This window comes from Streptomyces longwoodensis, assembly GCF_001514125.1.
GTDB lineage: Bacteria > Actinomycetota > Actinomycetes > Streptomycetales > Streptomycetaceae > Streptomyces > Streptomyces longwoodensis.
The window spans coordinates 173,281-198,404 of the sequence record NZ_KQ948560.1 but is presented as its reverse complement, the minus strand read 5'-3'; the positions used below and the strand labels follow the sequence as shown (position 1 = coordinate 198,404).

The following is a 25,124-nucleotide window of genomic DNA, read 5'->3' as shown; positions in this document are numbered from 1 at the left end:
GGCGCGACGAAAACAGGTGGACGAGGGGTGACCTGTGAGGTGAACGCCCGGCATCGACCCCGCAGGGCGATTTGTCGACCGGGTCGCCCTCCTGTGTCGACTTGTCCCCAGGTCGAGAAGCAAGCCTGTGGATAACTTCTGTGGACAACGACGATATGGCCGTACGACTGGCTAGAAGCGGCCGTCCTGGCAGCGCGCCACCCAGTCCGCCGCCGACGTGAACTCCTCGTCCGAGGTGCCCGGACGCGGCGGCCGGACCTCCGCCGCCGTGAGGTCCGCCCGCGGGTACGAGCCGAGGTAGCGCACCTCCAGGCAGATCCGCTTCAGCCCGGTCAGCGCCTCCGCCACCCGCCGGTCGGAGATGTGCCCCTCGGCGTCGATGCAGAAGCAGTAGTTGCCGATCCCGGCGCCGGTCGGTCGGGACTGCAGCAGCATGAGGTTGATGCCCCGGGTGGCGAACTCGCCGAGGAGGTCGCGCAGCCCGCCGGGGTGGTCGTCGCGCTGCCACAGCACCACGGAGGTCTTGTCGGCGCCGGTCGGCGCGGCGGGCCGGGCGGGCCGGCCGACCAGCACGAACCGGGTCTGGGCCGTCTCGGGGAAGTCGTGGATCCCGGTCTCCAGCGCCTCCAGGCCGTAGCGCGCGGCGGCGAACTCACCGGCGAAGGCCGCGTCGTAGCGGCCCTCCTGCACCAGGCGGGCGGCGTCCGCGTTGGAGGCGGCGGACTCCCAGTCGGCGTCGGGGAGGTGGGCGCGCAGCCAGTTGCGCACCTGCGACTGGGCCGCCGGGTGGGCGGAGACGGTCTTGATGTCGGACAGCGTGGTGCCCGGCCGGACCAGCAGCGCGAAGGTGATCGACAGCAGCACCTCGCGGTAGATCATCAGCGGGCTGCCCGCGACCAGCTCGTCCAGGGTGGTGGTGATGCCGCCCTCGACGGAGTTCTCGATCGGCACGAACGCGGCCTCGGCCTCACCGGTGCGCACGGCGTCCAGCGCCGACTGCACCGACACGTACGGGATCAGCTGCCGGGTGGCCGCCTCGGGAAGCGTGCGCAGGGCGACTTCGGTGAAGGTGCCCTCGGGACCGAGATACGCATAGCTCGCTGGCATGAGCTCACCCTAATGGGCCCGCGCCAAGACGGCCGAGGCGTCTCACGCCAACCACTCGTCCGGGTGGTTTGGGCCCCGGCCCCGCAGGTCGGCCCGTCAGCGAGGCGCACACCCCCCACGCCTCCAGCGGCATCCGCCACCTTCACCCCTCCAGCAGCGCCTGCCCCACGTACTCCCCCTCCGCCGCCCCGCCCGGCACCGCGAACAGCCCGCTCGCCTCGTGCCGGATGAACCGCGACAGCGCGTCCCCGCGGTCCAGCTTGCGCTGCACGGTGACGAAGCCGCGCAGCGGGTCCGCCTGCCAGCAGACGAACAGCAGGCCCGCGTCCGGGGTGCCGTCCGCGTCAAAACCGTCGTGGTACGAGAACGGCCGGCGCAGCATCGCCGCGCCCCCGTTCTGGTCGGGCCGGGTGATGCGGGCGTGCGCGTTCAGCGGGACCACCAGGTCGCCGTGGGCGTCCGTCTTCTCCAGGTCCATCTCGGTGGTCTCGGTGCCCCCGGTCAGCGGCGCCCCGTCGGCCTTGCGGCGACCGATGACCTGCTCCTGCGCCGCGCGGGACAGCTGCTCCCAGTCGTCGAGGAGCATGCGGATGCGGCGGACGACCACGTACGAGCCGTTCGCCATCCAGGCCGGGTCGGCCGAGCCGGACGCCGGCACGAAGACCCGCCGGTCGAAGTCCGCCTCGGACGGCTTGGGGTTGCGCGTGCCGTCGACCTGGCCCATGAGGTTGCGGGCCGTCATGGGGTGGGCGGTGGCGCCCGGCGAGCGGTTGAAGCCGTTCATCTGCCAGCGCACCCGGGCCGCGCCCCCCGCGTCCTTCTGCAGCGCGCGCAGGGCGTGGAAGGCGACCAGGGCGTCGTTCGCGCCGATCTGCACCCACAGGTCGCCGTTGCTGCGCCGGGCGTCGAGGTGGTCGGAGGAGAAGGCCGGCAGCGGGTCCAGGGCGACCGGCCGCCGCTCCGCCAGCCCGGTGCGGGCGAAGAAACCGTGGCCGAAGCCGAAGGTGACCGTCAGGGAGGACGGCCCCGCGTCCCGGGCCACGTCCGTGTCGCCGTGGGCCGCGGGCTCGCCCGCCATCAGCCGCCGGGCGGTCTCGGACCAGCGGCGCAGCAGCGCGGCCGCCTCGGTACGGCCGGCGCCGGGCGTGAGGTCGAAGGCGACGAGGTGGCCGTGGGCCTGGAGGCCCTGGAGGATGCCGGGCTGATGTTTCCCGTGAAACATCACCTGCTCGCTGCCGACGGACGCCAGGGGCGTGGCCGGCGCGGGCGCGGCCGCGTACCCCACGGCACCGCCCGCCGCGCCGAGCACGAGCCCGGTGGCGCCGGCGGTGCCGAGGAGGGCGCGACGGGACAGCCCGCGGTCGGCGGGCGCTTGCGGCGGGGCGTCCTGCGCGGCGGACGGGGAGGCCTTCGGGAGGGACTGGTCGGGCATGGTGCGGTTCAGCCGATCTGCGCGTTCTTGGAGACGGTCACCTGGTCGATGTCGGAGGTCCGCACGGTCACGGCGATCTTCCACTCGCCGGCCAGGGGGATCTGCACTCCGCTCGCCGACCAGTGGCCGGTGGTGACGTGGTCGGGAGCCACGGGCAGCGGACCGATGCCCTTGGACTCCAGGGCGAGGGCGACCTTGACCTCGGGGACGTCGAAGGCACGGCCGTTGGGCCGGGTGACGTAGACGTGCATCTCGTTGCCGCCGGTCCGGGCGGGGTCGAGGTCCACGCTGACGACGCCCGTGCCGTTCGTGCCGCCGGCGTCGAAGGGCATGTCCAGCGTCAGCGCGCCGGAGGAGCTGCCCGTGCCGGACGACGACGAGGACGACGAGGCCGCCGTGGCCGCCTTGGCGTCCTGCTCCGTACGACCCGGCTCGGTGGACGTCAGCGCGGTGGTGACGGCGAGCAGCACCACCGCGACACCCGCCTCGGCGAGCACGGAGCGGCGCAGCCCGAAGCGGTGGGGGTCGGCGTCGCGCAGCCGCTTCTGCCGTGCGGCGTCCTCGGCGGCCCGCTGCCGAGCGAGCTGGGCGGCCCGCTCGGTGCCGACGGCACCGGTCCCGGCGTCGCCGGGTTCCTCGCCCGCGCCCTGCTTCGCCGTGCCCGGCTTCCCAGCGCCCCGCTTCTCCGCGTCCTGCTTCCCCGTGCCCTGCTTCTTCGCCGCCTCGGTGCCTGCGCCCTTGCCCGCGCCCGCGCTCCCGCTCCCGGCGGAAGCGGTCTTCCCGGCGCCCACGCCGACGCCGGCCCCGACGCCCGCGGCCACGGACGCCCGCGACCCCGCCGCACCGGTCCCGGCCAGCCGCCCGGTCCACCGGCGCGAGATCGACGCGACGCCCACCAGCAGCGCCACCAGCCCGATCTTGACCAGCAGCAGCTGGCCGTACCGCGTGTCGGTGAACGCCGACCACGAGCCGAGCTGTCGCCACGACTGGTAGGTCCCGGTCGCGACCAGCGCGACCACGCTGCCGAAGGCGACGGTGGAGAAGCGCCGTACGGCGGTCGCCTCGACCGGCTGGTCGGCGGGCGCGCGGTACAGCGCGACGAGCAGGGTCGCCAGGCCGCCGAGCCAGGTGGCGACGGCGAGCAGGTGCAGCACGTCGACGGGCATGGCGATGCCGGGCTGGAGTCCGGTCGAGGCGTGCTCGGCCATGGCCCAGCTGGCCGCGAGCCCGGCCGCCACGACCGTCCCGCCGATCGCCAGCCCGAAGGTCAGGTCCCGCTTCTCCTCGTCGTCGCGCTTGTCGTACGCGCCGAACAGCACGGCGATGAAGAGCGCCGCGGCGGCGAGGAGCAGCAGCCGGGAGACGAGGGCCGCGCCCGTCTTGGTCTGGAGGACGTCGCCGAGCAGGTTCAGGTCGAAGACGTCCGCGACCTTGCCGGACCCGGTGTACGAGCCGCGCAGGAGCAGCAGGAAGAGCGTGGCGGCGGTGAGCGCGAGCCAGCCCGAGACGACCAGCCGCTGCACGGCCCGCACCGAGGTCCCGCGCGGCCAGCAGGCCAGCACGAAGGCGGCCCCGCCGACCAGCACGATGTACCCGGCGTACGACAGGTACCGCCCGAAGCCGTACAGCCCGCCGACGACCCCGCCGCCGACCTCCTGGCCGGAGACCGCGACGCTGGTCGGGGACGGCGCGCCGATGGAGAAGGTGTAGGCACCGGAGACGGGATGGCTGTCCTCGGACACCACCTGGTAGGTCACCGTGTACGTGCCGTCGGGCAGCCCGGCGTGCAGCTGGACGGCGTAGGTCGTGCCGGACACGTTGGCCGGCCTGCCCGTGTCGACCCGCTTGCCCTTGGGGTCGAGGACGCGCAGCGAGCCGTCGGTGGTCGCCACCTTCTCGGAGAAGGTCAGCGACACCTGGGTGGGTGCCGTGTCGACCACCGTCCCCTGCGCGGGGTCGCTGCCGGTCAGCGCGGCGTGCGCGGCGGCCGGTCCGGCGCCGAGCAGCAGCGCGGCGACGGCCGCCAGGAGCAGCAGCACCAGCGTCCGGGCGCGGGGGGCGATGGCCTGGGTCACGGTGGTCCCTCCGTCAGTGTCCGGTCGTGGGGGTGTACGTGGCGGACCGCACCGGCATCTCGACCGTCACGGCACCGGAGTCGGCGAAGTGGAGGGTGACGGACACCTTCCCGCCCTCGCGCGGCCGGCTCTTCAGGTTCTCGAACATCAGGTGGTTCCCGCCGCTCTCGAACACGAGCCGCCCGTGCGCGGGCACCTCGATCCGGTCGACCTCCCGCATGGACCCGCCGACCGTCTCGTGGACGGTGACGTCGCCGGCCGCGTCGCTGGTGACCGAGGTCAGCTCGTCCTTGGCCCCGCCCTTGTTGGTGACGGTCAGGAAGCCGGCCGCCATGGAGCCGGAGACCGGCTGGGGCATGTAGGCGGAGCCTATGGACAGCTCGGGTTCGCCGCCCCCGCCGTCGTCACCGCAGCCGCCGAGGAGCAGCGCCCCGGCCAGCACCGCTACGGGCACGGCGAGGTGCCTCACGGCGAGGTGCCTCACGGCTTCTCCCCCTGGAGGAGCTTGGGTAGGTCCTTGACGTAGTCGTCCACGGAGGCCTCCTCCGTGAACAGGACGTACCCGCCGTCGGTCTTCGGGGAGAAGGCGACGACCTGGGTGCCGTGCGTGGAGACGGTCTTGCCGTTCTTGTCCTTGTGCGGCGGCTCGATGGTGATGCCGACCGAGCGGGCCGCGGTCTGGATGGCCGTGAAGTCACCGGACAGCCCGACGACCTGCGGGTCGATGCCCTTGAGCCACGTGCCGAGGGCGGCCGGGGTGTCACGGGCGGGGTCGGTGGTGACGAACACGACGCGCAGCCGGTCCTGTTCGGCCCGGGGGAGCTGCTTCTTGGCGACGGCGATGTTGTTCATCGTCAGCGGGCAGATGTCGGGGCAGTTGGTGTAGCCGAAGTACAGCAGCGTCGGCCTGCCCTTGGTCTCGGCGCGCAGGTCGTACTTCTTGCCCTGGGTGTCGGTGAGCACCAGGTCCGGCTTGGTGAACGGCTGGTCGAGCACGATCGCGGACTGCTGGGTGGCGTCGGCGGAGACCTCGGCGACCGGGCTGCTGCCGCCGTCGTCACCGCCGCAGCCGGAGAGGGTGAGCGTGGCGGCGGCGAGCAGGGCCGCCGCGGCGAACGTCTTCTTGCGCATAAGGAAATGTCCCAGATGTATGGAATCCGGCGCGCACCGGGGCCGGCGGGGCGACCGCCGCCCCCGGTGCGCGGCACGGACGAGCAGGGTCAGGCGTCGGACCGGCGGCGGCCGGCGAACACCCCGTAGGCCACGCCGGCGGCGCCGACGACGATGCCGGCGACACCGAGGACGCGGGCGGTGGTGTCGGTGCCGTCGTCGTCGGAGTCGGTGCCGGAGGCCTCGGCGCCGGTGTGCGCCGTCTTCGAGTCGTCGTCGGAGTCGGCGGACTCGTCGGAGGCGCCCTTGGAGCCGCCGTGGTGGTCGTCGGAGGCGGCCGACAGCTGGAGCACCGGCGCGGGGTTCTCCGGCTCCTCCTGGCCGTCCTGCTGGACCTCGATCCAGCGCACGACCTCCTTGTTGGAGTACGTCTGGATCGCCTTGAAGACCAGTTCGTCGGCGTCCTCGGGCAGCGGGCCCACGGAGAGCGGGAACTTCTGGAAGTAGCCGGGCTCGATGCCCTTGCCGGAGGCGGTCCAGGTGACCTTGGAGACGGCCTCGGAGATCTGCCGTCCGTGCACGGTCAGCGGCTTGGCCAGCTTGGCCTTGGTGACCTGCGCGGTCCAGCCGGGGACGGGCTCCGGCATCACGGAGGCCAGCGGGTGGTCGGCCGGGAACGCCACCTCGAGCTTGGTGGTCGAGGCGTTGTCGCGCTCGTTGGGGACCTTGAAGTCCACGGTCGCGTAGCCGCCCTTGGCGGCGGTGCCCTCGGGGCTCACGCTGACGTGGGCGAACGCGGGACCGGACAGGACGAGCACGGCCGAGCCGGCGACGGCCGCGGCGGCGGCGAGACGGGAAGCCTTCATGGCAGCAAGCACTCCACTCTGAGTGAGGTCGGGTGACGACGTGCGCTCGGGCGCACGCGCGCGTGCCGCACGACGGCGGCCGCGCCTCCCGGGTACGGAGCGGAGGTGCCGGTCGTGTCGTGTCAGGCAGCGAGAAGCAGAGCGGAGGCGGCCGGCGGGCCGCGCCGGATCACCGAGTGCTGGAGCAGCACGCCGTGCGGGACGGGCACGGGCGGGGCGGACGTCGGGCGCGCCACGCGCGGGCCGGGCGCCCCGGGCAGTCCGGCGAGCAGGGCCCGCACCAGCGCGAGCGCCCCGCGCAGGGACCGTACGAGCGCCCCCTCGGCGACTCCGTGCGCCGACAGGGCGAGCAGCCGCAGCAGTGCGAGGTCGCCGTGGCGCAGCAGCCAGCCGGCGGCCACGGCCGCCAGCACGTGTCCGAGGAGCATCGGCAGGGACGGCAGCAGGGACGCGGAGGACGCCCCCGCGGTCAGTGCGTTGCCCGAGTGGTCCATCCCGCTCATGCCGCCCATGGCACCGCCGGAGCCGCCGTCGAGGATCCGCGCGTCGGCGAGGATCCGCTGGGCCTGGGCGGGGCTGAGCGGGGCCGCGGCACTGCCGCACAGGATGCGGGCGGCCTGGCGTACGACGGCGTCGTCGGCCGTCGCCGTCACGGCGCGGGTGCCGTGCTGGCCCAGCCCGAACAGGGTGTGCAGCACGGTCTGGCCGAGCGTTAGGACCACCGCGATGCCCGGCAGGGTCCGGGCCCGGCCGGCCAGCGGCGCGACCACGGCGAGGACCCCGAGGAACCCGGCGCCGAGCGTCCACAGCGGGACGGTCGCGCAGGAGGCCAGGGTGTGTCCGGCCGCGGCCAGCACGACGCAGACCGCGGCGAAGACCGCGGCCCGCAGCAGCCGGAGACCGTCCCCGGCACGCGCCGGAGACTGGTGGGGGACACTCATGGCGGGCTCATCATCGCACTGGCGCCCCGGCCGCCGTACCCCAGGTCGACAAGATTCCGGTGCGGTCGGATGCGTACCGGTGTGCACGAGGAAGATCTTTTTCTGATGCCACTGGGGCAAGTGGCCCTGCATACACCGGTTGGGGCGCGTGGCACATCCCCCGTATGGGCGGTATCACGTCGGACGGGCGGTTACGCAGGGCCACCGGCGGCAATACGTAGGGGTATGTCGAGCCGCGGCCGGGAGGCTGGAGCATGAGCATCTGGTGGTCACTGCATCTGCGGCGCGAAGCCGCTAGCGTGCCGCTCGCCCGGCGCCTCCTGCTCGGCACGATGGAGACCGCGGGCGTCGATCCGGACGTCTGTTACGACCTGTCCGTCGCCCTCAGCGAGGCCTGCGCCAACGCCGTCGAGCACGGCGGGGCCGGCGCGCAGGGCGCGGGCGCCGAGTACCGGATGACCGCGTACCTCGACGGCGAGATGTGCCGGATCGAGGTCACCGACTCGGGCCCCGGCTTCGCCGGTGGGGACGCCACCGTGCGCCCCGCCCGCACCGACGCCGAGCAGGGCCGTGGCCTCTACCTGATCCGGGAGCTCGCCGACCACGTCCGGATCGGCAACCACTCCGGGGTCGGCGGCGCGGTGGTGAGCTTCGACAAGATCCTCAAGTGGCGCGAGAACGCGCCGCTCGTGGCCGTCTGAGGCACACCCCCTGGGCCCGCCGCGCCGCGGGACCCATCGCGTACGACGCCCCGAGCGTCACGGCGCCCAGCAGCAGCCAGCCCGGCGTGCCCCACTCCACCAGCAGCGAGGTCAGCACCAGCGGGCCCAGGGTGCGGGCGACGGTGACGCCGGTGCCGAAGAACCCCTGGTACTCGCCCACCCGGTCGGGCGGGGCCAGCTCGAACGACAGCTGCCAGGACCCGGCCGACTGGCCCATCTCGGCCACGACCTGGAGCGCCGCGCCCAGCACCAGCAGTCCCACCGCCCACGCCGTCCCGCCCCCGGCGGACAGCGCGAACACGGCACACGCGGCCAGCATCACCCAGCCCGCCCGCCGCACCGCGCGCGTGGCCGGGGCGACGCCGTCCACCCCGCGGGCCGCCCGCACCTGGAACAGCGTCACCGCGGCCGTGTTGAGCACGAACAGCCCCGACACCAGCCAGGCGGGCGCCGCCGTCCGCGTGGTGATCCACAGCGGCAGCACCAGGCTCAGCAACGGCAGCCGCAGCAACAGCACGGTGTTGAGCAACGCCACGCGCGCGTACGGCCGGTCGCGCAGCACCCCCAGTGCCGGCCGACGCCCGGGCACGGTGCCGGGTACCGCGCCCGCCACCGCCCCCGGAGCCGTGGCCGGCAGGGCCGACAGCAGCCCCGCGCACACCAGGAAGCTCACCGCGTCCAGCGCGAACACCGCGAGGTACGCCCCGCGCGTCCCGGAGTGCAGCGCGAGCCCCCCGAGCCCCGCGCCCACGGCCAGCCCGGCGTTCAGCGTGGACTGCAGCCGGGCCAGCAGCCCGGTCCGCTCCCCGGCGGACACCAGCACCGCCAGCAGCGCCTGGCGCGCCGCCGCGAGCCCCGACTGCGCGGCGGCGTACCCGCACGCCACCAGCACGAACGGCAGGAAGCCCCGCACCACCGTGAAGGACGCCACCGCGAGCGCCGTGCCCAGGGCCAGCAGCACGGCCGTACCGCGCGCGCCCCGCCGGTCGGCGAGCCGTCCCAGGGGCACCCCGGCCAGCGAGCCGGCCGCCCAGCCGACGGTCAGCCCGAGCCCCACGCGCGCGGGGGAGAGCCCGACGACCTGGGTGAAGTAGAGGGCGGAGGTGGTGTAGTACGCGCCGTCGCCCACGGAGTTGCTCAGCTGGGCGAGCGCGAGGAGGTGCCGGGGTGCGGGGCGCTGCGTCATGCCACCGACGCTACGGACCCATTGGAGCCGTGAGCAGACCCAATGAACTGCCTTGTCGGTGGTCCAATTGCGGAGTCCCCCGCGTGCTCACGCACCCCGTCCGAGCACCCCGGCCAGCACCTCCAGCGCCTGCGGGTAGACCCGCTCCCGGGGCGTGCCGTACCCCACCACGAGGCCCTGCGGCCGCCCGGCCGCGCCCGGGGTGTGCCAGTGCTCGCCGAGCCGTCCGACCGCCAGCCCCACCGCCTCGGCGCGGGCCGCGACGTCCGCCTCGTCGGCGACCTCCACCAGCGCGTGCAGCCCGGCCGCGATCCCGCGCACGCCCCGGCGTCCGCCGAGGCGGTCCAGCAGCAGGTCGCGGCGGCGCCGGTAGCGCAGCCGGCTGGCCCGCACGTGCCGGTCGTAGGCGTGGCTGTCGATCAGCTCGGCGAGGGCCAGCTGCCCGATGGTCTCGGTGTGGTGGTCGCTGTGCAGCTTGGCGTCGGCGACCGCGTCGACCAGGTGCGGCGGCAGCACCATCCAGCCCAGCCGCAGCGCGGGCCCGAGCGTCTTGGAGGCGGTGCCGAGGTACACGACCTGGCCCGGCGCCATGCCCTGGAGGGCGCCCACGGGCTGCCGGTCGTAGCGGAACTCCCCGTCGTAGTCGTCCTCGACGACCAGGGCGTCCCGGGCGCGGGCCCAGTCGCCGAGCGCGCGCCGCCGCCCGGGGTGCAGCGTCACGCCGGTCGGGTACTGGTGCGCGGGCGTGACCACCACGGCGGCGGCGTCCCCCAGCTCCTCGACCAGCAGGCCCCGGTCGTCGACGGGCACGGGCACCACCCGGCCCCCGTTGCGCCGCACCACCTCCCGGTGGAACGGCAGCCCGGGGTCCTCCATGGCCACGGTGGAGCCGTCCAGCACGCGCGTGAGCAGCGCGAGCCCCTGCACGTAGCCCGAGGTGATCACGATCCGCTCCGGCGGCGCGACGACCCCGCGCGCCCGGCCCAGGTAGCCGGACAGTGCGGTCCGCAGCTCGATCCGCCCGCGCGGGTCGCCGTAGTCGTAGGCGAGGGAGGGCGCGGAGGCGATGGCCCGCCGCAGCGCCCGCAGCCAGGCGGCGGCCGGGAACGCCCCGACGTCCGGGCTGCCGGGCCGCAGGTCGAAGCGGGGCTCACGCGCGCGTGCGGCGGCCTCGGCCGGCCCGGCGTCCGGGGCGGGCAGTGAGGCGACCCGGGTTCCCGAGCCCTGACGGGCCGTCAGGAAGCCCTCGGCGACGAGCTGGTCGTACGCCGCCTTGACGGTGTTGCGCGAGATGCCGAGCTCCTCGGCCAGCCGCCGGGTCGCGGGCAGCCGCTCCCCGGGGGCGAGCCGCCCGTCCCGTAAGGCGTCCCGCAGGGCACGTTCGAGCCCGACGCGCCGGCCCTCGGCCGCGATCACGTCCGGACGCAGCTCCAGATGCAGGTCCACACCCACTCCCCGAGGGGGCGCGGGAGAGCACGGCAAGCCCCCCGGCGGCCCCCGGACGCAGCGAAAGGCCGGGCACCCCGGTGGTGCCCGGCCGTCTCCTGTCCCGCGGCGCTCCCTCAGCCCTTGAGGGAGGCCATCCAGCTCTCGACCTCGTCGGACCGCCGGGGCAGCGCGGCGCTGAGGTTCCGGTTGCCGTCCCGGGTGACCAGGATGTCGTCCTCGATCCGCACGCCGATGCCGCGGTACTCCTCCGGCACGGTCAGGTCGTCGGCCTGGAAGTACAGCCCGGGCTCCACGGTGAGCACCATGCCCGGCTCCAGCACGCCGTCCACGTAGGTCTCGGTGCGCGCGGCGGCGCAGTCGTGCACGTCCATGCCGAGCATGTGGCCCGTGCCGTGGAGCGTCCAGCGCCGCTGGAGCCCGAGCTCCAGCACCCGCTCGACCGGCCCCTCGACGAGCCCCCACTCCACGAGCCGCTCGGTGAGCACCCGCTGGGCGGCGTCGTGGAAGTCCCGGTACTTGGCGCCCGGCTGGACGGCCGCGATCCCGGCCTCCTGGGCGTCGTACACGGCGTCGTAGATCTTCTTCTGGATCTCCGTGAACCGGCCGTCGACCGGCAGCGTCCGCGTGACGTCGGCGGTGTAGTACGTGTGCGTCTCCACGCCCGCGTCCAGCAGGAGCAGGTCGCCGGAGCGCACGGGCCCGTCGTTGCGCACCCAGTGCAGCGTGCAGGCGTGCGGGCCGGCCGCGGCGATGGTGCCGTAGCCGACGTCGTTGCCCTCCACGCGGGCGCGCAGGAAGAACGTGCCCTCGATGTAGCGCTCGGAGGTGGCCTCGGCCTTGTCGAGGACCTTCACCACGTCCTCGAAGCCGCGCACCGTGGAGTCGACGGCCTTCTGCAGCTCGGCGACCTCGAAGTCGTCCTTGACCAGGCGCATCTCGGAGAGGACGACGCGCAGCTCCTCGTCGCGCTCGGCGGTGACCTTGTCGGTCAGGGCCGCCTCGATGCCGGCGTCGTGGCCGCGCACGACCCGCACCGGGCCGGTGGCCTCGCGCAGCGCGTCGGCGAGCTCGCGCACGTCGGAGGCGGGGATGCCGTACAGCGTCCCGGCCTCGGTCAGGGAGTGCCGGCGGCCGACCCACAGCTCGCCCTGCCCGGACAGCCAGAACTCGCCGTTCTCCCGGTCGGAGCGCGGCAGCAGGTACAGCGTCTCGCGGTGGCCGTCGGCGGTGGGCTCCAGCACCAGGACGCCGTCCTCGGTCTGGTTGCCGGTGAGGTAGGCGTACTCGACGGACGCGCGGAACGGGTAGTCCGTGTCGTTGGAGCGGACCTTCAGGTTGCCCGCGGGGATCACCAGGCGCTCGCCGGGGAAGCGGGCCGACAGCGCGGCGCGGCGGGCGGCGGTCTCGGCGGCCTGGGGGACCGGCTCGAGGTCGCGCAGTTCGGTGTCCGCCCAGCCGGACTTCATGTTCTCGGCAAGCTCGTCGGACACGCCCGGGTACAGGCCGTTCTTCCGCTGCTTGATGGGCTCCTCGGCGTCGCCCTCCGGGGTCTCCGGGGTGAGCTCGTCGGCCACGGTCATCCTCCTCGATACGGCACTGGACCTCCCCCATCGTACGGTCGCACGGAAGGGGGCCCAGGGCCGGAGGACCTGTTACACCGGGCCTGCCCGGGGCCGGGCGGAGATCTGTCCAGGCCTATTCGAAGCGCGCCGCCAGCAACACCACGTCCTCGGCGCCGTCCTGCGCGTCGAGGCCGTCCGGCAGCACCGTGCGCAGCACGTGGTCGGCGACCGCGCCGGGGTCCTGGCGCAGCGCCCGGGGCACCCCGGCGGCGGCCGCGTGCAGCCGCGCGAACGCCCGGTCGGTGGTCTCGCCGGTACGGTGCAGCAGCCCGTCGGTGTAGAGCAGGACCGTCTCCCCGGCCTCCGCCTCCAGCTCCACGCTCGGCGCCTCCCAGCAGGCGAGCATGCCCAGCGGCGCCGACACGGTCGTCTCCACGAACTCGGTGCGCCGCACCCCCGTCAGCAGCGGCGGGCAGTGTCCGGCACCGGCCAGGGTGATCTTGCGCAGCGCGGGCTCGCAGTAGGCGAACAGGGCGGTGGCCGAGCGGGCGGGCTCCGTCAGGCGCAGCAGCAGCTCCAGGTCGGACAGCACGGCGACCGGGTCCTCGCCCTCCATCACGGCGTAGGCCCGCAGCGAGGCGCGCAGCCGGCCCATCGCGGCGACGGCGCTGGGCCCCGAGCCGGTGACCGCGCCGACGGAGAGGCCGAGGGCGGCGTCCGGCAGCGGCAGCGCGTCGTACCAGTCGCCGCCGCCGTGCGGGCCGGTGCGGTGCCGGGCGGCGAGCTGGACGCCGGCGACGCGCGGGAGCCGGGACGGCAGCAGTTCCTCCGCGATCGTCCGCATGCACGCGCGCGTGCGCTCGACCTCGCGCAGCCGGGTCAGGTGCTCGGCGGCGTGGCGGACGTACAGGCCGACGAGGTGGCGGCGGCGCTCGTCGGGTTCGGCGGGCTCGTCGTAGAGCCAGACGGCGGCGCCGAGGCGGCCGGTGGTCCCGCCGGCGAGGGGCAGGGCGTAGCTGGCGGCGTACCCGAGGCGGGCGGCGACCTCGCGGTGGCGGGGGTCGAGGCCGTCCTGGGCGGACAGGTCGGGTTCGGCGACGCCGTCCTCGCCGCCGGGCAGTCCGTCGAGGATGCGGCCGAACGGCAGGGCGCTGCGCGGCACGGTCTCCAGGTGGCCGAGGTCGGCGCGGCCGAGTCCGAGTCCGAGGGTGGTGTCCGGGCCGAGGCCGTCGGCGGGTTCCAGGGCGACCAGTCCGCGCTGGGCGCCCACCAGGGCGGCACCCGCGCGCAGCAACTCCTGCAGCGCGTCGTCCAGGACGTGTGTGCGGGCGAGGCGTTCGGTCAGTTCGTGGAGGGTCGTGAGGTCCGAGACCCAGCCGGCGAGCCGGTCCTGGAGGAGGGCTCCGGGGGCGCACGGCGCGGTGGGGACGGTGGGGGCGGCGGCGACCGGTGGGGCGTCCGGGGCGGCGGGGGCCGGCGCGACAGTGTGGGCCGGTGAGGGAACCGTTGAATCGATTCCGGCCACTTTCGGAGGATGCGGGGCGTTCATGGCGTCCGGCTCTCGGGCCGGTGCGTAGTGCTGGAAAGCATCGCAAACCCCCATGTGATTCTGCGCCGCTTGCAGTGTCTCCACATGTACACGCACTCGTGAGGGGATGTCCAGCATTGTCCTGCTGGGATTCCTGGTGTCCGTGGGGAGGTGCGGCACCCCTTGTGGAAAGGCAAAGTTGGCTTAAAACTGACTCGGGCAACGGGCTATTGCGGTCGACTGGACTGGCTCCACGGAGCGTCACAACGGTTGTGATGGGTACCTACTCGGTACGGCCGGGGTGGCGGACAGCCGCCCGGAACCTGGTGCCCGACCCGAGCGTCCTAGCCATCGACGACCGTGCCCCATCCTCCCGTGGCGGAGGCGGAGAGAACCAGCGGCGCGGCAAAACGCCAGACTTCGCCACCCCACGCCACGCCCAGGCATTTGATAGACCGCAGTGTGGGGTTTCCCTTGCCTAAGCAAGGGTGTGATGCGCCAACAGGTACGCCCAGTGAAGTGATCGACACATGGTGTGATGTGGCCCTCGGTGTTGCCAGCGGTGCAACGGAAAGGAACGAGCGCTCATGCGCGAGATCCTCGGAAGGCGACGCAGGCTCCTGTCCCAGCGCAAACGCTCCCGGCGCGGCGACGGGGGGCCTGAGTTGATCGACGCGGCCCTGGCCTGTGCGACTCAATGGCAGTGGCCCGTGCTCCCCGGTGTGGCGGCCGACGCGCGCGGCCGCTGCGCCTGCCCGGACCCGGACTGCACAGTGCCCGGAGCACACCCCTTCGACCCCGGCCTCCTCGCGGCCACCACCGACGCCCGCATGGTGCGCTGGTGGTGGACCAACCGGCCGTCGGCCCCGATCGTCCTGGCCACCGGGGGCAGCGCGCCCTGCGCGGTCAGCCTCCCCGCCCTCGCGGCCTCCCGCGCGCTCGCCGCGCTCGACCGCCAGGGCATGCGCCTCGGCCCGGTGGTCGCCTCACCGGCCCGCTGGTCGATCCTCGTCCGGCCCTACGGCCTGGAACAGTTGGGCGAGCTGCTGTACGCCAAGGACTTCGTCCCCGGCTCCCTGCGCTTCCACGGCGAGGGCGGTTACCTCGCGCTCCCGCCGTCCGCCACCGGCCAGGGCGGCGTCCGCTGGGAGCGCGCCCCGCTGCCCGGCTCGTCCTCCCCCTGGGTGCCCGACGTGGAGGCCGTGGTGGACGCGGTCGTCGACGCCCTCACTCGTACGGGTGTGAGCGCCCCCGAGTTGTAGGGGTGTCGGGCGCGCGCGGGCCGGCCGGCCGGCTCCGCCCCGTATCTTCCGCCCATGAACGTTCGTCTCCTGGCCCTCGGCGCCGTCGCGACCTGCGTGCTCGTCCTTCCCCTGGCGGCGGCGTCCGCCGGGCCGGTCGGCGGCGGGGGCGAGGCCGTGCGGTCCGTCGCGCGCGCGGTCGTCCACCAGCCGCCGTACGACGACGCGGCGGCCGGCCCCGCGGCGGGCGGCGGACGGCCGTACGAGCGCCGGCCGGACGACGGGCACGCGGACCCGGGGGACGCGCGCACCGTCGACGGACGTCCGGCGGAGGGACGGGCGCGGGACGGGGCCGACGGTGACGCGAAGGGCCCGGCGGCCGACGCCTCCTCCCCCCGCACGCTCGGTCTCGGCCTCGCCACGGCCGCCCGGTGCGGTCCGGAACTCTCCTCCCCGGACGGCGTCGAAGCGCAGACCTGCGTGCTGACGCAGGGCGACGAGACCTGGGCGCGCACCTACTACCGCAACGCCACCGGCCGCGCCCTGGACGCCGAGCTGAGCCTGATGGGGCCCCACGGGCGGACGGTGCGGATGCGGTGCGCGGTGAGCGCCGACGACGAGCCCGCGAGCTGTGAGACCCCGCGCGGGCCCGGCGGGGGCGGGCCGGAGGACCACTGGGCGGTCGCGGAGTTCGCCGCGGCTGACGCGAACGGCGCCGACGCCCCGCTCCTGCTGCGCTCCGGCAGCAACTCCGAAGCGGACACGAGCAGTTGACACCCGACCCCGTTGTGTACAGCCGGCCGGGCACGAAAAGACCCGGTTGCTGGCGACGGGGGATGCACCAGCAACCGGGCTACTCGAACGGTAACAAGAGATCGGCCCCAAGCAAATTCGATCTCCTGTTTTCATCGGCTTTCCGGACACGCGCCGAGCGGCACGCTTGGCTTCGACTCCCCTTGTGCGAACGGGAGTTGTGAGCGGAGTCACCCCGTCCACGCAGCGGGTGCCAGGCCGGGCGTGCCGACCCGCCGCCCGGCCGCGCGTCCCGTCGCAAGTGCGATCGGATCAGCTGAGCGTGACCTGCCGGTTGGTGAGCCCGCCACGCGCCCGGCGCTCCTCGGGGGTCAGCGGGGCGTCGGAGGACAGCGCGGCGGCCAGCCGCTCGGCGAACTCGGCGGCGGGCTTCTCCACGTCGTCCGCGCCGACCCCGCTCGGCAGGTCCCACACGGGAACCGTCAGGCCGTGCGCCCGGAAGGACCCCACCAGGCGGGTGCCCTCGCCGAGGCTGGACCGGCCCGCCGCGTGCAGCCGCGCCAGCGCGTCCAGCAGCTGCTCCTCGGGGTGCGGCATGACCCACCGCAGGTGGTTCTTCTCCGGCGTCTCGCACCAGTACGCGGCGTCCACGCCGGCCAGCTTCACGGTCGGGATCGCGGCCGCGTTGGCCCGCTCCAGGGAGGCGGTCACCTCCGGCGTGGCGTTCTCCGTGTCCGGGATCCAGAACTCGAATCCGCTGTGCACGACCGGCTCGAAAGTGCCCTCCGCGTCCAGCAGGTCCTGCAGCCGGGGACCGTCGGCGGGCGCGCGGCGCGCCTGCACCGGCGTGCCGGGCTGGGCGGTGAGCGCGCGCTGGAGGGTGTCGGCGAGGTCGCGGCTGATGTCGCCGGACGCCGTGTCGTTCTGCAGGCCGAGCAGGACCGAGCCGTCGTCGCGGCGCAGCGCCGGCCACGCCATGGGCAGCACGGTGGCGAGCGTGACCGACGGGACGTCCGCGGGCAGCCCGTCCTTCAGGGGCAGCTCCACGGTGGCCGCAGGGACCAGCTCGCGCAGGGCGACCCAGTCGCACTCGCCCGGCAGCCCCTCGAACGGGCGGTGCACCAGCTCGGTCACCGCGTGCGCGGCGGCCCGGCCGTGGCAGGCCTTGTACCGGCGGCCGCTGCCGCACGGACAGGGCTCACGGGCGCCGACGACCGGGATCTCCCCGTCGGTGAGCTGGGGCCGCGTGGCCCTCGTCTGGGGTCGCTTCTTGGCCATCAGGGTGTCTCCCGGGTACGGCTCGTCTGGTACGGGCGGGAGCCTAGCCGTTCCCGTGGGGAGGGACGGGAACCTGTGGACGACGGGCCGTCAGTCCAGGTCGTCGAACGCGTCCGCGAAGTCCAGCCCCGGGAGGGCCGCCACCGGGGGCGCCGCGACCCGCGGGGCGAAGTCGTCGCGGCGGTGCGGGGCGGCCGGGTCGTGGACGTCGTGGTGCACGACGACCCACACCGTGACCTCACCCCGTACGTCGTCCCGGACGCCCCAGTCGTCGGCCAGCGCCCGGATGATGTTCAGCCCGCGACCGCCGTGCGCGGTGACGGACGGAGTGGCCGGGGCGGGGCGGGTCGGGCCGCCGCCGTCGGTCACCTCGACGACGAGCCGTCCGGTCGGGTCCACCCGCCAGGCGGCCCGCACGTCGCCGTCCCCGGCCAGGGCGTCGCCCAGGGGCCGGCCGTGCTTGCACGCGTTGCTGAGCAGTTCCGACAGGATCAGTACGGCGTCGTCGATGACCGTTTCCGACACTCCGCGCCCCCGCAGCTGGTCCCGCATGCGGTGTCGCGCTTCCCCCACGCCCGCAGGGCCATGGGGTACGGCCATGCTCGACGACGTGGGCACCTCCTGTGCCACCACCAACGCCACCCCCGAGACCTCCTTCGCCCCACGCCACGGTGTGGATGCCCCATTGGCCTGAACCGGAAACCGGCCAATCCGCCTCCGGTTGACGCATTCGCAGCGTTCGAACACGGAGCGAACGCGCCGGTGCACTCCCCGTGAGGAGCCCATGGTCGCGCGCCTGTCCGTGGCCGGATTTCGATGGTGTGGCCGATTTGGAGAATGCTGGAGGAGAGCTGTGTGGTCAAGAGGTGAGGGTGGGACTCGGGCGCCCTTTTGGGACTTCTGTGACGTGAGAGACGATGAGGTGCCGCGGAACCCCTGCCGGGGTGACGATGTGTGGCACCGCCCTTACGCAGCGGCGGCCCGGCCAGTGCTCAGCGGCTCGGCGGCTCAGTGGCTCGGCGGCGGCCCCGACTCGAACGGCGCCTCGGCTCAGCGGCGACCCTGACCCGACCGGTACCTCGGCTCAGCGGCGGCCCAGCTGGCTCAGCACCGCGCGGGGGCGGTTGGTGATGATCGCGTCCACGCCGAGCCCGACGCACAGCTCGACGTCCGCGGGTTCGTTCACCGTCCAGACGTGCACGCCGTGGCCCGCCCGCTTCAGCCGCTCCACGTACGCGGGGTGGCTGCGGACGATGCGGATCGACGGGCCCGCGATGCCGACGCCGGCCGGCAGGCGGCCGTCGCGCAGCCGGGGCGAGACGAACTGGGTGAGGTAGACCGTCGGCAGCGTCGGCGCCTCGGCACGCACGCGGTGCAGCGAACGCGCCGAGAAGCTCATGATCCGCACCGGCGACTCGGCCGGGCTCGGCGGCGCGTCCAGCCCGAACCGCTTCAGCAGGTGCAGCAGCCGCTCCTCCACCTGCCCCGCCCAGCGCGTGGGGTGCTTGGTCTCCACGGCCAGCTCCACGCGCCGTCCCGCGTCGGCGACCAGCTCCAGCAGGCGCTCCAGGGTCAGCACCGAGGTCTGCTCGCGGTCCTCCGGGCGGAACTCCCAGTCGGGTTCCTCGTCCCGGCTGCGCAGCGCCTCCCGCGCCTTCCAGGAGCCGAAGTCCAGCGCGGCGAGGTCGGCGAGCTCCAGCGCGGAGACCGCGCCGCGCCCGTTGGACGTACGGTTGACGCGACGGTCGTGCACGCACACGAGGTGGCCGTCCGCGGAGAGCCGTACGTCGCACTCGAGGGCGTCCGCGCCGTCCTCGATCGCCTTCCGGTAAGCGGCCAGGGTGTGCTCGGGCGCCTCCTCGGAGGCTCCTCGGTGGGCGACGACTTGAATCGGGTGCTGTCGTGCGAGGGTCACCGCGTCATGGTGCCACCGCGGCGGGGCAGTCGTCCCTCGGAGGGCCTTCTCGGGAGCCGGGCGGAGCGGCTTTCTGAGAAGCGTCTGAGAACAGTCTGAGATGTTCCGGTGAAGCAGCCGGATTACCCCGAATGTCGGATATAAGGACTGGCTTCACCCCCACAGCCACCGCTTATGGTGCTCTGACGGCCCGTGGGAAAAGCTGACCGTACAACAACACATGCACAGCTGCCGCGCACCGGGCCGACGGGACAGCGTGAACAGGCGTGACCCAGTGCGACCGACGACAACAGCCGTGGACCGAGGAGAAGAGCTGTGAGCACCGAGAACGAGGGCACCGCGGTACCCCCCGCCCCGTCCGCACCTCCCGTGCCGGTGGCATCTCCCGAGGCTTCCCGGCCGCACCCCGCGAGCGACGCGGGCGCCCCGACGACTCCCCTCCCGCCGACGCCGTCCGCCCCGCCGCCCGCGACGCCCCCGGCGTCCGGTGCCGCGGGTGCCGCGGGTGCCGCGCCGGCGAGCGCGGCCGAGGCGGGCTGGCCCCCGCCGGCCCCGTCCGCCCCGCCGCAGGACCCGTACGCGGGCGCACCTCAGGCAGCCCACCCGGGCCACCCGGGCCACCCGGGCCACCCGGGCCACCCGGGCCACCCGGGCGTTCCGGCCGACGGCGCGGGCGCCTGGCCTCCCCCGCCGCCCGCCACCCCGTCGTACGCGGACCCGGGCGCGGGCGCGGGTGCGGGTTCCGCTGAGGGCGTCGGAGGCGCGGGAGGGGGCTCCGACTGGGGCTCCACGTACGCCCAGCACCCGGCGCCGAAGGCGGGCCGGGGCCGGGGCGGTCTGGTCGCGGCCGTCCTGGTGGCCGCGCTGGTCGCGGGCGGTCTGGGTGGCGGCCTCGGCTACACCCTGGCCAAGAACGACGACACCAGCGGTTCCACGACGGTCTCCGCGTCGGACAGCGGCGGCTCGGTCAAGCGCGACCCGGGCACGGTGGCGGGTGTGGCCGCGAAGGCGCTGCCGAGCACCGTGACGATCGAGGCGGAGTCGACGAACGGCGAGGGCGGCACCGGCACCGGGTTCGTGTTCGACACCCAGGGCCACATCGTCACCAACAACCACGTGGTGGCCGACGCCGTGGACGGCGGCAAGCTCACGGCGACCTTCCCCGACGGCAAGAAGTACAACGCCGAGGTGGTCGGTCACGCGCAGGGCTACGACGTGGCGGTCATCAAGCTGAAGAGCGCCCCCTCGGACCTGAAGCCGCTGACGCTCGGCAACTCGGACAAGGTGGCCGTGGGCGACTCAACGATCGCCATCGGCGCGCCCTTCGGCCTGTCCAACACGGTCACCACCGGCATCATCAGCGCCAAGAACCGTCCGGTCGCCTCGAGCGACGGCACCGGCAGCAACGCCTCCTACATGAGCGCGCTGCAGACCGACGCGTCGATCAACCCGGGCAACTCCGGCGGCCCGCTGCTGGACGCCCAGGGCAACGTCATCGGCATCAACTCCGCGATCCAGTCGGCGAGCAGCGGCGGCCTGGGCAACACCGGCCAGGCGGGCTCGATCGGCCTGGGCTTCGCCATCCCGATCAACCAGGCGAAGTACGTCGCCCAGCAGCTGATCAAGACCGGCAAGCCGGTGTACGCCAAGATCGGCGCGTCCGTGTCCCTGGAGGAGAGCGCGGGCGGGGCGAAGATCAGCGACCAGGGCTCGGGCGGCACCGAGGCGGTGGAGGCGGGCGGCCCCGCGGCCAAGGCCGGCCTCAAGTCCGGCGACGTGATCACCAAGCTCGACGATCGGGTGATCGACAGCGGCCCGACCCTCATCGGCGAGATCTGGACCCACAAGCCCGGCGACACGGTGACGCTCACTTACGAGCGCGGCGGCAAGACCCGCACCGTCGACCTCACCCTCGGCTCCCGCACCGGGGACAGCTGACCGACCAGCATGAGTGAGGCGGTCTGCCGGAAGTGTGGCTTCCGGCAGACCGCCTCTGCTCGGTGCGAGCTGTCGGGTCAGAGGAGCGCACCGTCGGTGATCTGCGTGGCCATGCCGTTCTTGACCACGACTTCGGCCTCCACGCCCTTCTTGGCGGCCTTCTCCAGGTCGGCCTCCTCGCAGGGGGCGTCCACCTTCGAGCCGGCGGTGCCGCAGATCTGGCCCCCGCCCAGGATCACGGTGTCCTCGGCGAGGAAGAACGCCTGCTGCTCACCGCCGGAGCCCTTGGCTGCAGGACCGTCGACCAGGTACTTGCCGGGCGCCACGTACCGCACGATGCCGTACCAGGTGCCGCTGACGCCCTTGCCCTTGTCGAGGCCCTCCACGACGGTCTCGCCGGAACCGGATGTGCTCCCGGAACCGGACGCGCTGCCACCGCCGGACGCCTTCCCGGAACCGGACGTGCTCCCGGAGCCGGACGTGCTGCCGCCGGACGTGTTCCCGGAACCGGACGTGTTCCCGGAGCCGGAGGGGGACGCGGAGGCACCGCTGACACCTGTGGCACCAGACGTGCTCGCCGCCGCAGACGCGTCGGCCTTGCCGGAGGAGCTGTCGGCGTCGTCGCTCTGGTTGCACGCCGTCATCAGCAGGGTGCCGCCCAGGAGCGCGGCGGAGACAAGGAAGGCCTTGCGGCGGTTACGGATCATGTGTCAGTTCCCCTGCGTGATCTCATGGTTGGGGCTGAGGCGTGGGCGTTCCTCGGCACGTTCTTGATCACTATGAGGGGCCCAGGATCCGAGCGGTTGCCTCGGTCCTTGATCCAGGACGACACGGTGACGACCCCGTGACATGCCCAACTGAAATCCCACGAAACGGGCATTACTGACCGCCGAGGCTTCCTTGGTGTCGGTGCGAGCTGCGACGAGCGACGTCCATGGGGCGAGCTAGACCTGGTGGACCAGGTGTGGACCACTGCCCCCGCCCGCGGCCCCCTCCCGGTACGCTGTACCCGCTCCGTCCCAGGTGGGCGTGGGCTGGGTGGGTTGCCCGAGCGGCCTAAGGGAACGGTCTTGAAAACCGTCGTGGCAGCGATGTCACCGTGGGTTCAAATCCCACACCCACCGCAGGCGAACGGCCCCTGACCAGGTCATATGGTCAGGGGCCGTTGTGCTGCGCGCTGCCCACTCGTCGCCGTGATTGCCTGCGGCTCCCCGCTCGATCGGGCACGGATGGGGCACGGACCTCTTTGTCCCGAAGCAACTGGGATGGGGGGGCCTTGGGCTGCTGCCCGTCTCACCTCCACTGATGGTCCGCAGACCTTCGCGCTCGTCCGCCGATGTTCGGCGGCGTTGTCACGCAGTTAGACACTCACCCCTGCTGCAGCTGGCCCGTTCGAGCCGGTCAGGTGGGCTGACATCTGCCGCGGGCCACTAAGTGGGCCAACGCCGACTGCGTTCCTGTGGTCGGAACCAGGCCTGTGAGACGCCCCATTCCGCCTGACGGCCGCCGCCGCGATGATGTCTGCTCATGAAGGAGCTTGTTCTCGCCTTGGTGGCTGCGGTGTTCGGACTAGCTGGCACAGTCGTTGGTGCCCGTGCCGCGAAGAAGGGGGCGTTGATCAGTGCGGAAGCCACCTTGCAGCAAGTTCGCGATCAAGCCGACGTCGATCAAGCCCACTGGCTTCGGCAACAGCGGCTCCAGGCGTACGAAGGTTTCCTAGCAGCCTGGGACGAGTGCCTTCGCATCATTGACTCCGTGGGTCTGCCAGGGCACTCCGACTCACCGGGACTCAACCCACTGAAGGAAGCTACTGGCCGCATGGCAGAGCGCGCGAGGCGGATCGACATCCTAGGACCAGCCGAGGTGGCTCGGGCAGCGGAAGAGCTCGCCGTCAGTATTCGGCGTGACGTGGACCTAGCCACCAAACTCATGGAACTCGCAGATTCGCAGCGGCCGGCAGCCGAACGCATCACCAGCGGGACAGTACCAGCCATGACGTCCGCTGTTGAGGCCATGGAGGAGGCTACAAGGCAGATGCAAGAGCTCATGGCGGAGGTAGGGGACGTTCGAGTGCCTCCTGGAGCGAACGTGATGTTCGAGGCGTTCGAACGAGCCGAGGAACTCGCTAACACTGCAATCACTCAGGCGCATGAGGACAATAATGCATTTACTGTCTTCCTTGACGAAGCGACTGCGATCGTCGCTGAACTGGAGAGCAACCAGGAAGCCCGCGAGGGTATTCGCGAGCGGTTCACGACCGCAGCGCGGCACACGCTTGATGCCGCAACTCCATGAGCATGGCGTCGGATGCCGACTCATGACGCAATGAGCGACCAGGCGCTTAGAAGATGCGGGCAAGCCTTGGTGGGCTGGTACGCCCACGCTTCGCCAGTACCGTGCTGGGCTGTCGAGTGCCGTTGCCGTCCGTCGCTGTTGCCGTCACTGAATCAGTCGCCGTGCAATATCTTCTTTTTTATTTCGCGACTGTGCTGCAACAGATTTTTGATTCTGGGCATGTCGGTGTGGAATTTTCGATGGGCGCGTTGGCTGAATAGCAGGAATCGTGGCTGCATGTCAAGTAGATTGCGCCCTAGCGGGTCCTCAACGACTTGCGTTCGCATGATCTGGACGTCTGCGACGGAAGTTGGCTTTCGTGTTATTCGCAGATCCTCGACGTCTCCCTCGCTGATGAATCGTACGACTAGATCCTGGTTGCGTCCAATTCTCCGTGCGCGGATTGTTACTTTCTTGTCATTCCAGATGACGAAGTGGCGTGCACGCTGCTCCGACAACTCTGTCCCGTCTAGCATGACGTCGCAATGAAGGAAGGAGGAATCGGCGGTCTCAAAGGTTATCGATCCGTCATTGGGGTCCTCCGTGCTGTCGGAATGGGCATTAAACGTGAAGGCCACCACGTGCATTTCTCGAACTGGTACACCATTGAGCCTCGTTGAGAAATGCCCCTGCATCGCTCCTGGCGCGATATCATCCAGCGGGAGGAATTTTTGGATCACTAGAACTTTTGCCTCGACGCGGCCGGTGGCGGGCCAGTCCTCCATTCTTTCGAAGAGCATGGACCGCACGTGCATTTTCAGGCGAATTCCGACGTCTTTCGGCTTCAAGTGCCCAAAGGTTTCCACCCCAGCAATTCGCCCGCTTACCTCAATCCCATCATTGTCGACAGGTCCGTTTAGGATTCCGGAAAGCGTTACCTCGTCGCCTGGATTCATGAGGAATGGCTTGATGCGCAAACAGCCTTGATCAATTTCAAAAGGGTCTTCGCCAAAGAATTCCGATATGGATCCACGATTAACCTCCATGGATCCACCCATAAAATTACAGTGACTCCCAAAGCGAATAGTTAACGGACTGGAAAAGTCGTCCTTTGTGATGGGTGCTGCGCCGGTATTTGCAAGCCTGAGCTCAAAGACGAGAGGCATAATGAGGCGTTGACCGCTGGGCTCGAGGTTCACGCTGATCGGCCCGTCGATCAGGCTGTCAATGACGTCCTCTCCGCGTTGGAGGGTCAGTAGTTCATAGTAGGCTGTGTAGTGCAGCCTTTTGGAAGTCCCGCCTCGCTTTTGCCATGCGAGTGCGATCCACGAAACTGCTAGAGCTGCTAAAGCGAGAACAGTTCCTACTGCGAACTCCACGCTTCCCCCCTCCCTGGCTGCATCGGCAAATGTTCGATCGTAGCTAACACACGAGGTCGGCGGAGCGGGTTTGGCCGGTGGCCTGCCCGGTCTGGGGTCGAGCATGATCAGGGGGCCGTACGCTGGTTGGCAACTCGGGCAGGCTTTGGACCTGCCCGCAATGTGCACGAGTGGCCCCCTGGTCTTGCTCGACGCGGGACCCGGACCGGGGAGGTGGCTAAAGCCGTGGAGCCGACCGGCCTCGGCCACAGAGGGTCTTCCTACCTCCGCCGCATGCACGCAGCGCGCCGCCGGGCGCGGCCAGCCGGGGCGCAGACAGGAGGCAGGCCGCGCCGCAGAGGCGGCGCGCGCCCGCGCCGTGCGCGGGC

The 25,124-nt window shown here is 72.3% G+C and carries 21 protein-coding genes and 1 tRNA gene; 6 read left to right on the top strand and 16 right to left on the bottom strand.

The annotated features are described in order from the left end of the window. Positions 1–171 precede the first annotated feature (171 nt). The 7 genes from pheA to AQJ30_RS28250 form a co-directional block, all read right to left on the bottom strand. On the bottom strand, positions 172–1,107 hold the full coding sequence (pheA, locus tag AQJ30_RS28280; RefSeq protein WP_067239578.1) for a prephenate dehydratase: 936 nt from the start codon (positions 1,105–1,107) through the stop codon (positions 172–174). Positions 1,108–1,249: 142 nt separating this feature from the next. Beyond that, positions 1,250–2,539 (bottom strand): iron uptake transporter deferrochelatase/peroxidase subunit, encoded by a 1,290-nt coding sequence (gene efeB / locus AQJ30_RS28275; RefSeq protein ID WP_067239576.1) that lies wholly within the window; start codon positions 2,537–2,539, stop codon positions 1,250–1,252. An 8-nt stretch (positions 2,540–2,547) separates the two neighbouring features. After that, positions 2,548–4,614, bottom strand: a complete 2,067-nt coding sequence (locus tag AQJ30_RS28270) for a copper resistance CopC/CopD family protein (protein WP_067239575.1) — start codon at positions 4,612–4,614, stop codon at positions 2,548–2,550. 13 nt (positions 4,615–4,627) lie between these two features. After that, on the bottom strand, positions 4,628–5,098 hold the full coding sequence (locus AQJ30_RS28265) for a copper chaperone PCu(A)C (RefSeq protein WP_391882137.1): 471 nt from the start codon (positions 5,096–5,098) through the stop codon (positions 4,628–4,630). Further along, positions 5,095–5,745 carry an SCO family protein gene (locus AQJ30_RS28260; RefSeq protein WP_067239573.1) on the bottom strand — a complete coding sequence of 217 codons (651 nt, stop codon included), beginning with the start codon at positions 5,743–5,745 and terminating at the stop codon, positions 5,095–5,097. The genes AQJ30_RS28265 and AQJ30_RS28260 overlap by 4 nt, the downstream gene beginning before the upstream one ends. A gap of 89 nt (positions 5,746–5,834) precedes the next feature. Further along, positions 5,835–6,590: a YcnI family copper-binding membrane protein gene (locus AQJ30_RS28255; protein WP_067239571.1), complete on the bottom strand. Its 756-nt coding sequence runs from the start codon at positions 6,588–6,590 to the stop codon at positions 5,835–5,837. Between the two features lie 122 nt (positions 6,591–6,712). After that, entirely contained in the window at positions 6,713–7,531 is an 819-nt protein-coding gene (locus AQJ30_RS28250) for a hypothetical protein (protein ID WP_067239569.1), read from the bottom strand. Positions 7,532–7,785: 254 nt separating this feature from the next. Here AQJ30_RS28250 and AQJ30_RS28245 point away from each other — a divergent pair, with 254 nt between their 5' ends. Further along, the gene (locus AQJ30_RS28245) at positions 7,786–8,232 is read left to right on the top strand and encodes an ATP-binding protein (RefSeq protein ID WP_067239566.1); all 447 of its coding nucleotides are present in this window, start codon (positions 7,786–7,788) and stop codon (positions 8,230–8,232) included. Here the strand turns inward: AQJ30_RS28245 and AQJ30_RS28240 are convergent. The 4 genes from AQJ30_RS28240 to AQJ30_RS28225 all read right to left on the bottom strand — a co-directional run bounded on the left by AQJ30_RS28240 (position 8,195) and on the right by AQJ30_RS28225 (position 14,116). Beyond that, positions 8,195–9,439 (bottom strand): MFS transporter, encoded by a 1,245-nt coding sequence (locus AQJ30_RS28240; RefSeq protein ID WP_067239565.1) that lies wholly within the window; start codon positions 9,437–9,439, stop codon positions 8,195–8,197. The genes AQJ30_RS28245 and AQJ30_RS28240 overlap by 38 nt on opposite strands. Positions 9,440–9,526: 87 nt before the next feature. Beyond that, a complete protein-coding gene (gene pdxR / locus AQJ30_RS28235) occupies positions 9,527–10,885 on the bottom strand; it encodes a MocR-like pyridoxine biosynthesis transcription factor PdxR (RefSeq protein ID WP_079084350.1) in 1,359 nt (452 codons plus the stop codon). A gap of 116 nt (positions 10,886–11,001) precedes the next feature. Then, complete coding sequence (locus AQJ30_RS28230) at positions 11,002–12,468, bottom strand: aminopeptidase P family protein (RefSeq protein ID WP_067239561.1); 1,467 nt, start codon at positions 12,466–12,468, stop codon at positions 11,002–11,004. A 115-nt stretch (positions 12,469–12,583) separates the two neighbouring features. Next, positions 12,584–14,116 (bottom strand): PP2C family protein-serine/threonine phosphatase, encoded by a 1,533-nt coding sequence (locus AQJ30_RS28225; protein WP_079084349.1) that lies wholly within the window; start codon positions 14,114–14,116, stop codon positions 12,584–12,586. 449 nt (positions 14,117–14,565) lie between these two features. Here AQJ30_RS28225 and AQJ30_RS28220 point away from each other — a divergent pair, with 449 nt between their 5' ends. Beyond that, the gene (locus tag AQJ30_RS28220) at positions 14,566–15,240 is read left to right on the top strand and encodes a bifunctional DNA primase/polymerase (RefSeq protein ID WP_067239558.1); all 675 of its coding nucleotides are present in this window, start codon (positions 14,566–14,568) and stop codon (positions 15,238–15,240) included. A gap of 54 nt (positions 15,241–15,294) precedes the next feature. Continuing rightward, positions 15,295–15,993 (top strand): hypothetical protein, encoded by a 699-nt coding sequence (locus AQJ30_RS28215; protein ID WP_067239557.1) that lies wholly within the window; start codon positions 15,295–15,297, stop codon positions 15,991–15,993. A gap of 291 nt (positions 15,994–16,284) precedes the next feature. Here the strand turns inward: AQJ30_RS28215 and AQJ30_RS28210 are convergent, their stop codons facing one another. The 3 genes from AQJ30_RS28210 to AQJ30_RS28200 all read right to left on the bottom strand — a co-directional run bounded on the left by AQJ30_RS28210 (position 16,285) and on the right by AQJ30_RS28200 (position 19,165). Next, on the bottom strand, positions 16,285–17,250 hold the full coding sequence (locus AQJ30_RS28210; protein ID WP_067239555.1) for a DUF5926 family protein: 966 nt from the start codon (positions 17,248–17,250) through the stop codon (positions 16,285–16,287). Positions 17,251–17,340: 90 nt separating this feature from the next. Then, positions 17,341–17,892, bottom strand: coding sequence for an ATP-binding protein (locus AQJ30_RS28205; protein ID WP_067239553.1), 552 nt, complete (start codon positions 17,890–17,892; stop codon positions 17,341–17,343). Positions 17,893–18,334: 442 nt separating this feature from the next. After that, positions 18,335–19,165 (bottom strand): glycerophosphodiester phosphodiesterase, encoded by an 831-nt coding sequence (locus AQJ30_RS28200; protein WP_067239552.1) that lies wholly within the window; start codon positions 19,163–19,165, stop codon positions 18,335–18,337. A gap of 315 nt (positions 19,166–19,480) precedes the next feature. Here AQJ30_RS28200 and AQJ30_RS28195 point away from each other — a divergent pair, with 315 nt between their 5' ends. Beyond that, complete coding sequence (locus AQJ30_RS28195) at positions 19,481–21,103, top strand: S1C family serine protease (protein ID WP_067239550.1); 1,623 nt, start codon at positions 19,481–19,483, stop codon at positions 21,101–21,103. A gap of 77 nt (positions 21,104–21,180) precedes the next feature. On the opposite strand, the gene AQJ30_RS28190 is transcribed toward AQJ30_RS28195, so the two are convergent. Next, entirely contained in the window at positions 21,181–21,810 is a 630-nt protein-coding gene (locus AQJ30_RS28190; RefSeq protein ID WP_067239548.1) for a hypothetical protein, read from the bottom strand. A 330-nt stretch (positions 21,811–22,140) separates the two neighbouring features. Between AQJ30_RS28190 and AQJ30_RS28185 the strand changes: the two genes are divergently transcribed. Together AQJ30_RS28185 and AQJ30_RS38550 are read left to right on the top strand one after the other, a co-directional pair. Then, a tRNA-Ser gene (locus AQJ30_RS28185) sits at positions 22,141–22,227 on the top strand. 403 nt (positions 22,228–22,630) lie between these two features. Continuing rightward, positions 22,631–23,398, top strand: coding sequence for a hypothetical protein (locus AQJ30_RS38550; RefSeq protein WP_159052401.1), 768 nt, complete (start codon positions 22,631–22,633; stop codon positions 23,396–23,398). Between the two features lie 152 nt (positions 23,399–23,550). Here the strand turns inward: AQJ30_RS38550 and AQJ30_RS38545 are convergent, their stop codons facing one another. Next, the gene (locus AQJ30_RS38545; RefSeq protein ID WP_159052400.1) at positions 23,551–24,756 is read right to left on the bottom strand and encodes a hypothetical protein; all 1,206 of its coding nucleotides are present in this window, start codon (positions 24,754–24,756) and stop codon (positions 23,551–23,553) included. Between the last annotated feature and the right edge of the window lie 368 nt (positions 24,757–25,124).

What these genes read in the sequence shown, in the direction of transcription:
- AQJ30_RS28250 (WP_067239569.1), bottom strand. Translation starts at nt 7,531, where the DNA reads ATGAGTGTCCCCCACCAGTCTCCGGCGCGTGCCGGGGACGGTCTCCGG.
- AQJ30_RS28240 (WP_067239565.1), bottom strand. Translation starts at nt 9,439, where the DNA reads ATGACGCAGCGCCCCGCACCCCGGCACCTCCTCGCGCTCGCCCAGCTG.
- AQJ30_RS28215 (WP_067239557.1), top strand. Translation starts at nt 15,295, where the DNA reads ATGAACGTTCGTCTCCTGGCCCTCGGCGCCGTCGCGACCTGCGTGCTC.
- AQJ30_RS38550 (WP_159052401.1), top strand. Translation starts at nt 22,631, where the DNA reads ATGAAGGAGCTTGTTCTCGCCTTGGTGGCTGCGGTGTTCGGACTAGCT.
- AQJ30_RS28260 (WP_067239573.1), bottom strand. Translation starts at nt 5,745, where the DNA reads ATGCGCAAGAAGACGTTCGCCGCGGCGGCCCTGCTCGCCGCCGCCACG.
- AQJ30_RS28220 (WP_067239558.1), top strand. Translation starts at nt 14,566, where the DNA reads ATGCGCGAGATCCTCGGAAGGCGACGCAGGCTCCTGTCCCAGCGCAAA.
- AQJ30_RS28230 (WP_067239561.1), bottom strand. Translation starts at nt 12,468, where the DNA reads ATGACCGTGGCCGACGAGCTCACCCCGGAGACCCCGGAGGGCGACGCC.
- pheA (WP_067239578.1), bottom strand. Translation starts at nt 1,107, where the DNA reads ATGCCAGCGAGCTATGCGTATCTCGGTCCCGAGGGCACCTTCACCGAA.
- efeB (WP_067239576.1), bottom strand. Translation starts at nt 2,539, where the DNA reads ATGCCCGACCAGTCCCTCCCGAAGGCCTCCCCGTCCGCCGCGCAGGAC.
- AQJ30_RS28210 (WP_067239555.1), bottom strand. Translation starts at nt 17,250, where the DNA reads ATGGCCAAGAAGCGACCCCAGACGAGGGCCACGCGGCCCCAGCTCACC.
- AQJ30_RS28225 (WP_079084349.1), bottom strand. Translation starts at nt 14,116, where the DNA reads ATGCTGGACATCCCCTCACGAGTGCGTGTACATGTGGAGACACTGCAA.
- AQJ30_RS28255 (WP_067239571.1), bottom strand. Translation starts at nt 6,590, where the DNA reads ATGAAGGCTTCCCGTCTCGCCGCCGCCGCGGCCGTCGCCGGCTCGGCC.
- AQJ30_RS28245 (WP_067239566.1), top strand. Translation starts at nt 7,786, where the DNA reads ATGAGCATCTGGTGGTCACTGCATCTGCGGCGCGAAGCCGCTAGCGTG.
- AQJ30_RS28190 (WP_067239548.1), bottom strand. Translation starts at nt 21,810, where the DNA reads ATGATCCGTAACCGCCGCAAGGCCTTCCTTGTCTCCGCCGCGCTCCTG.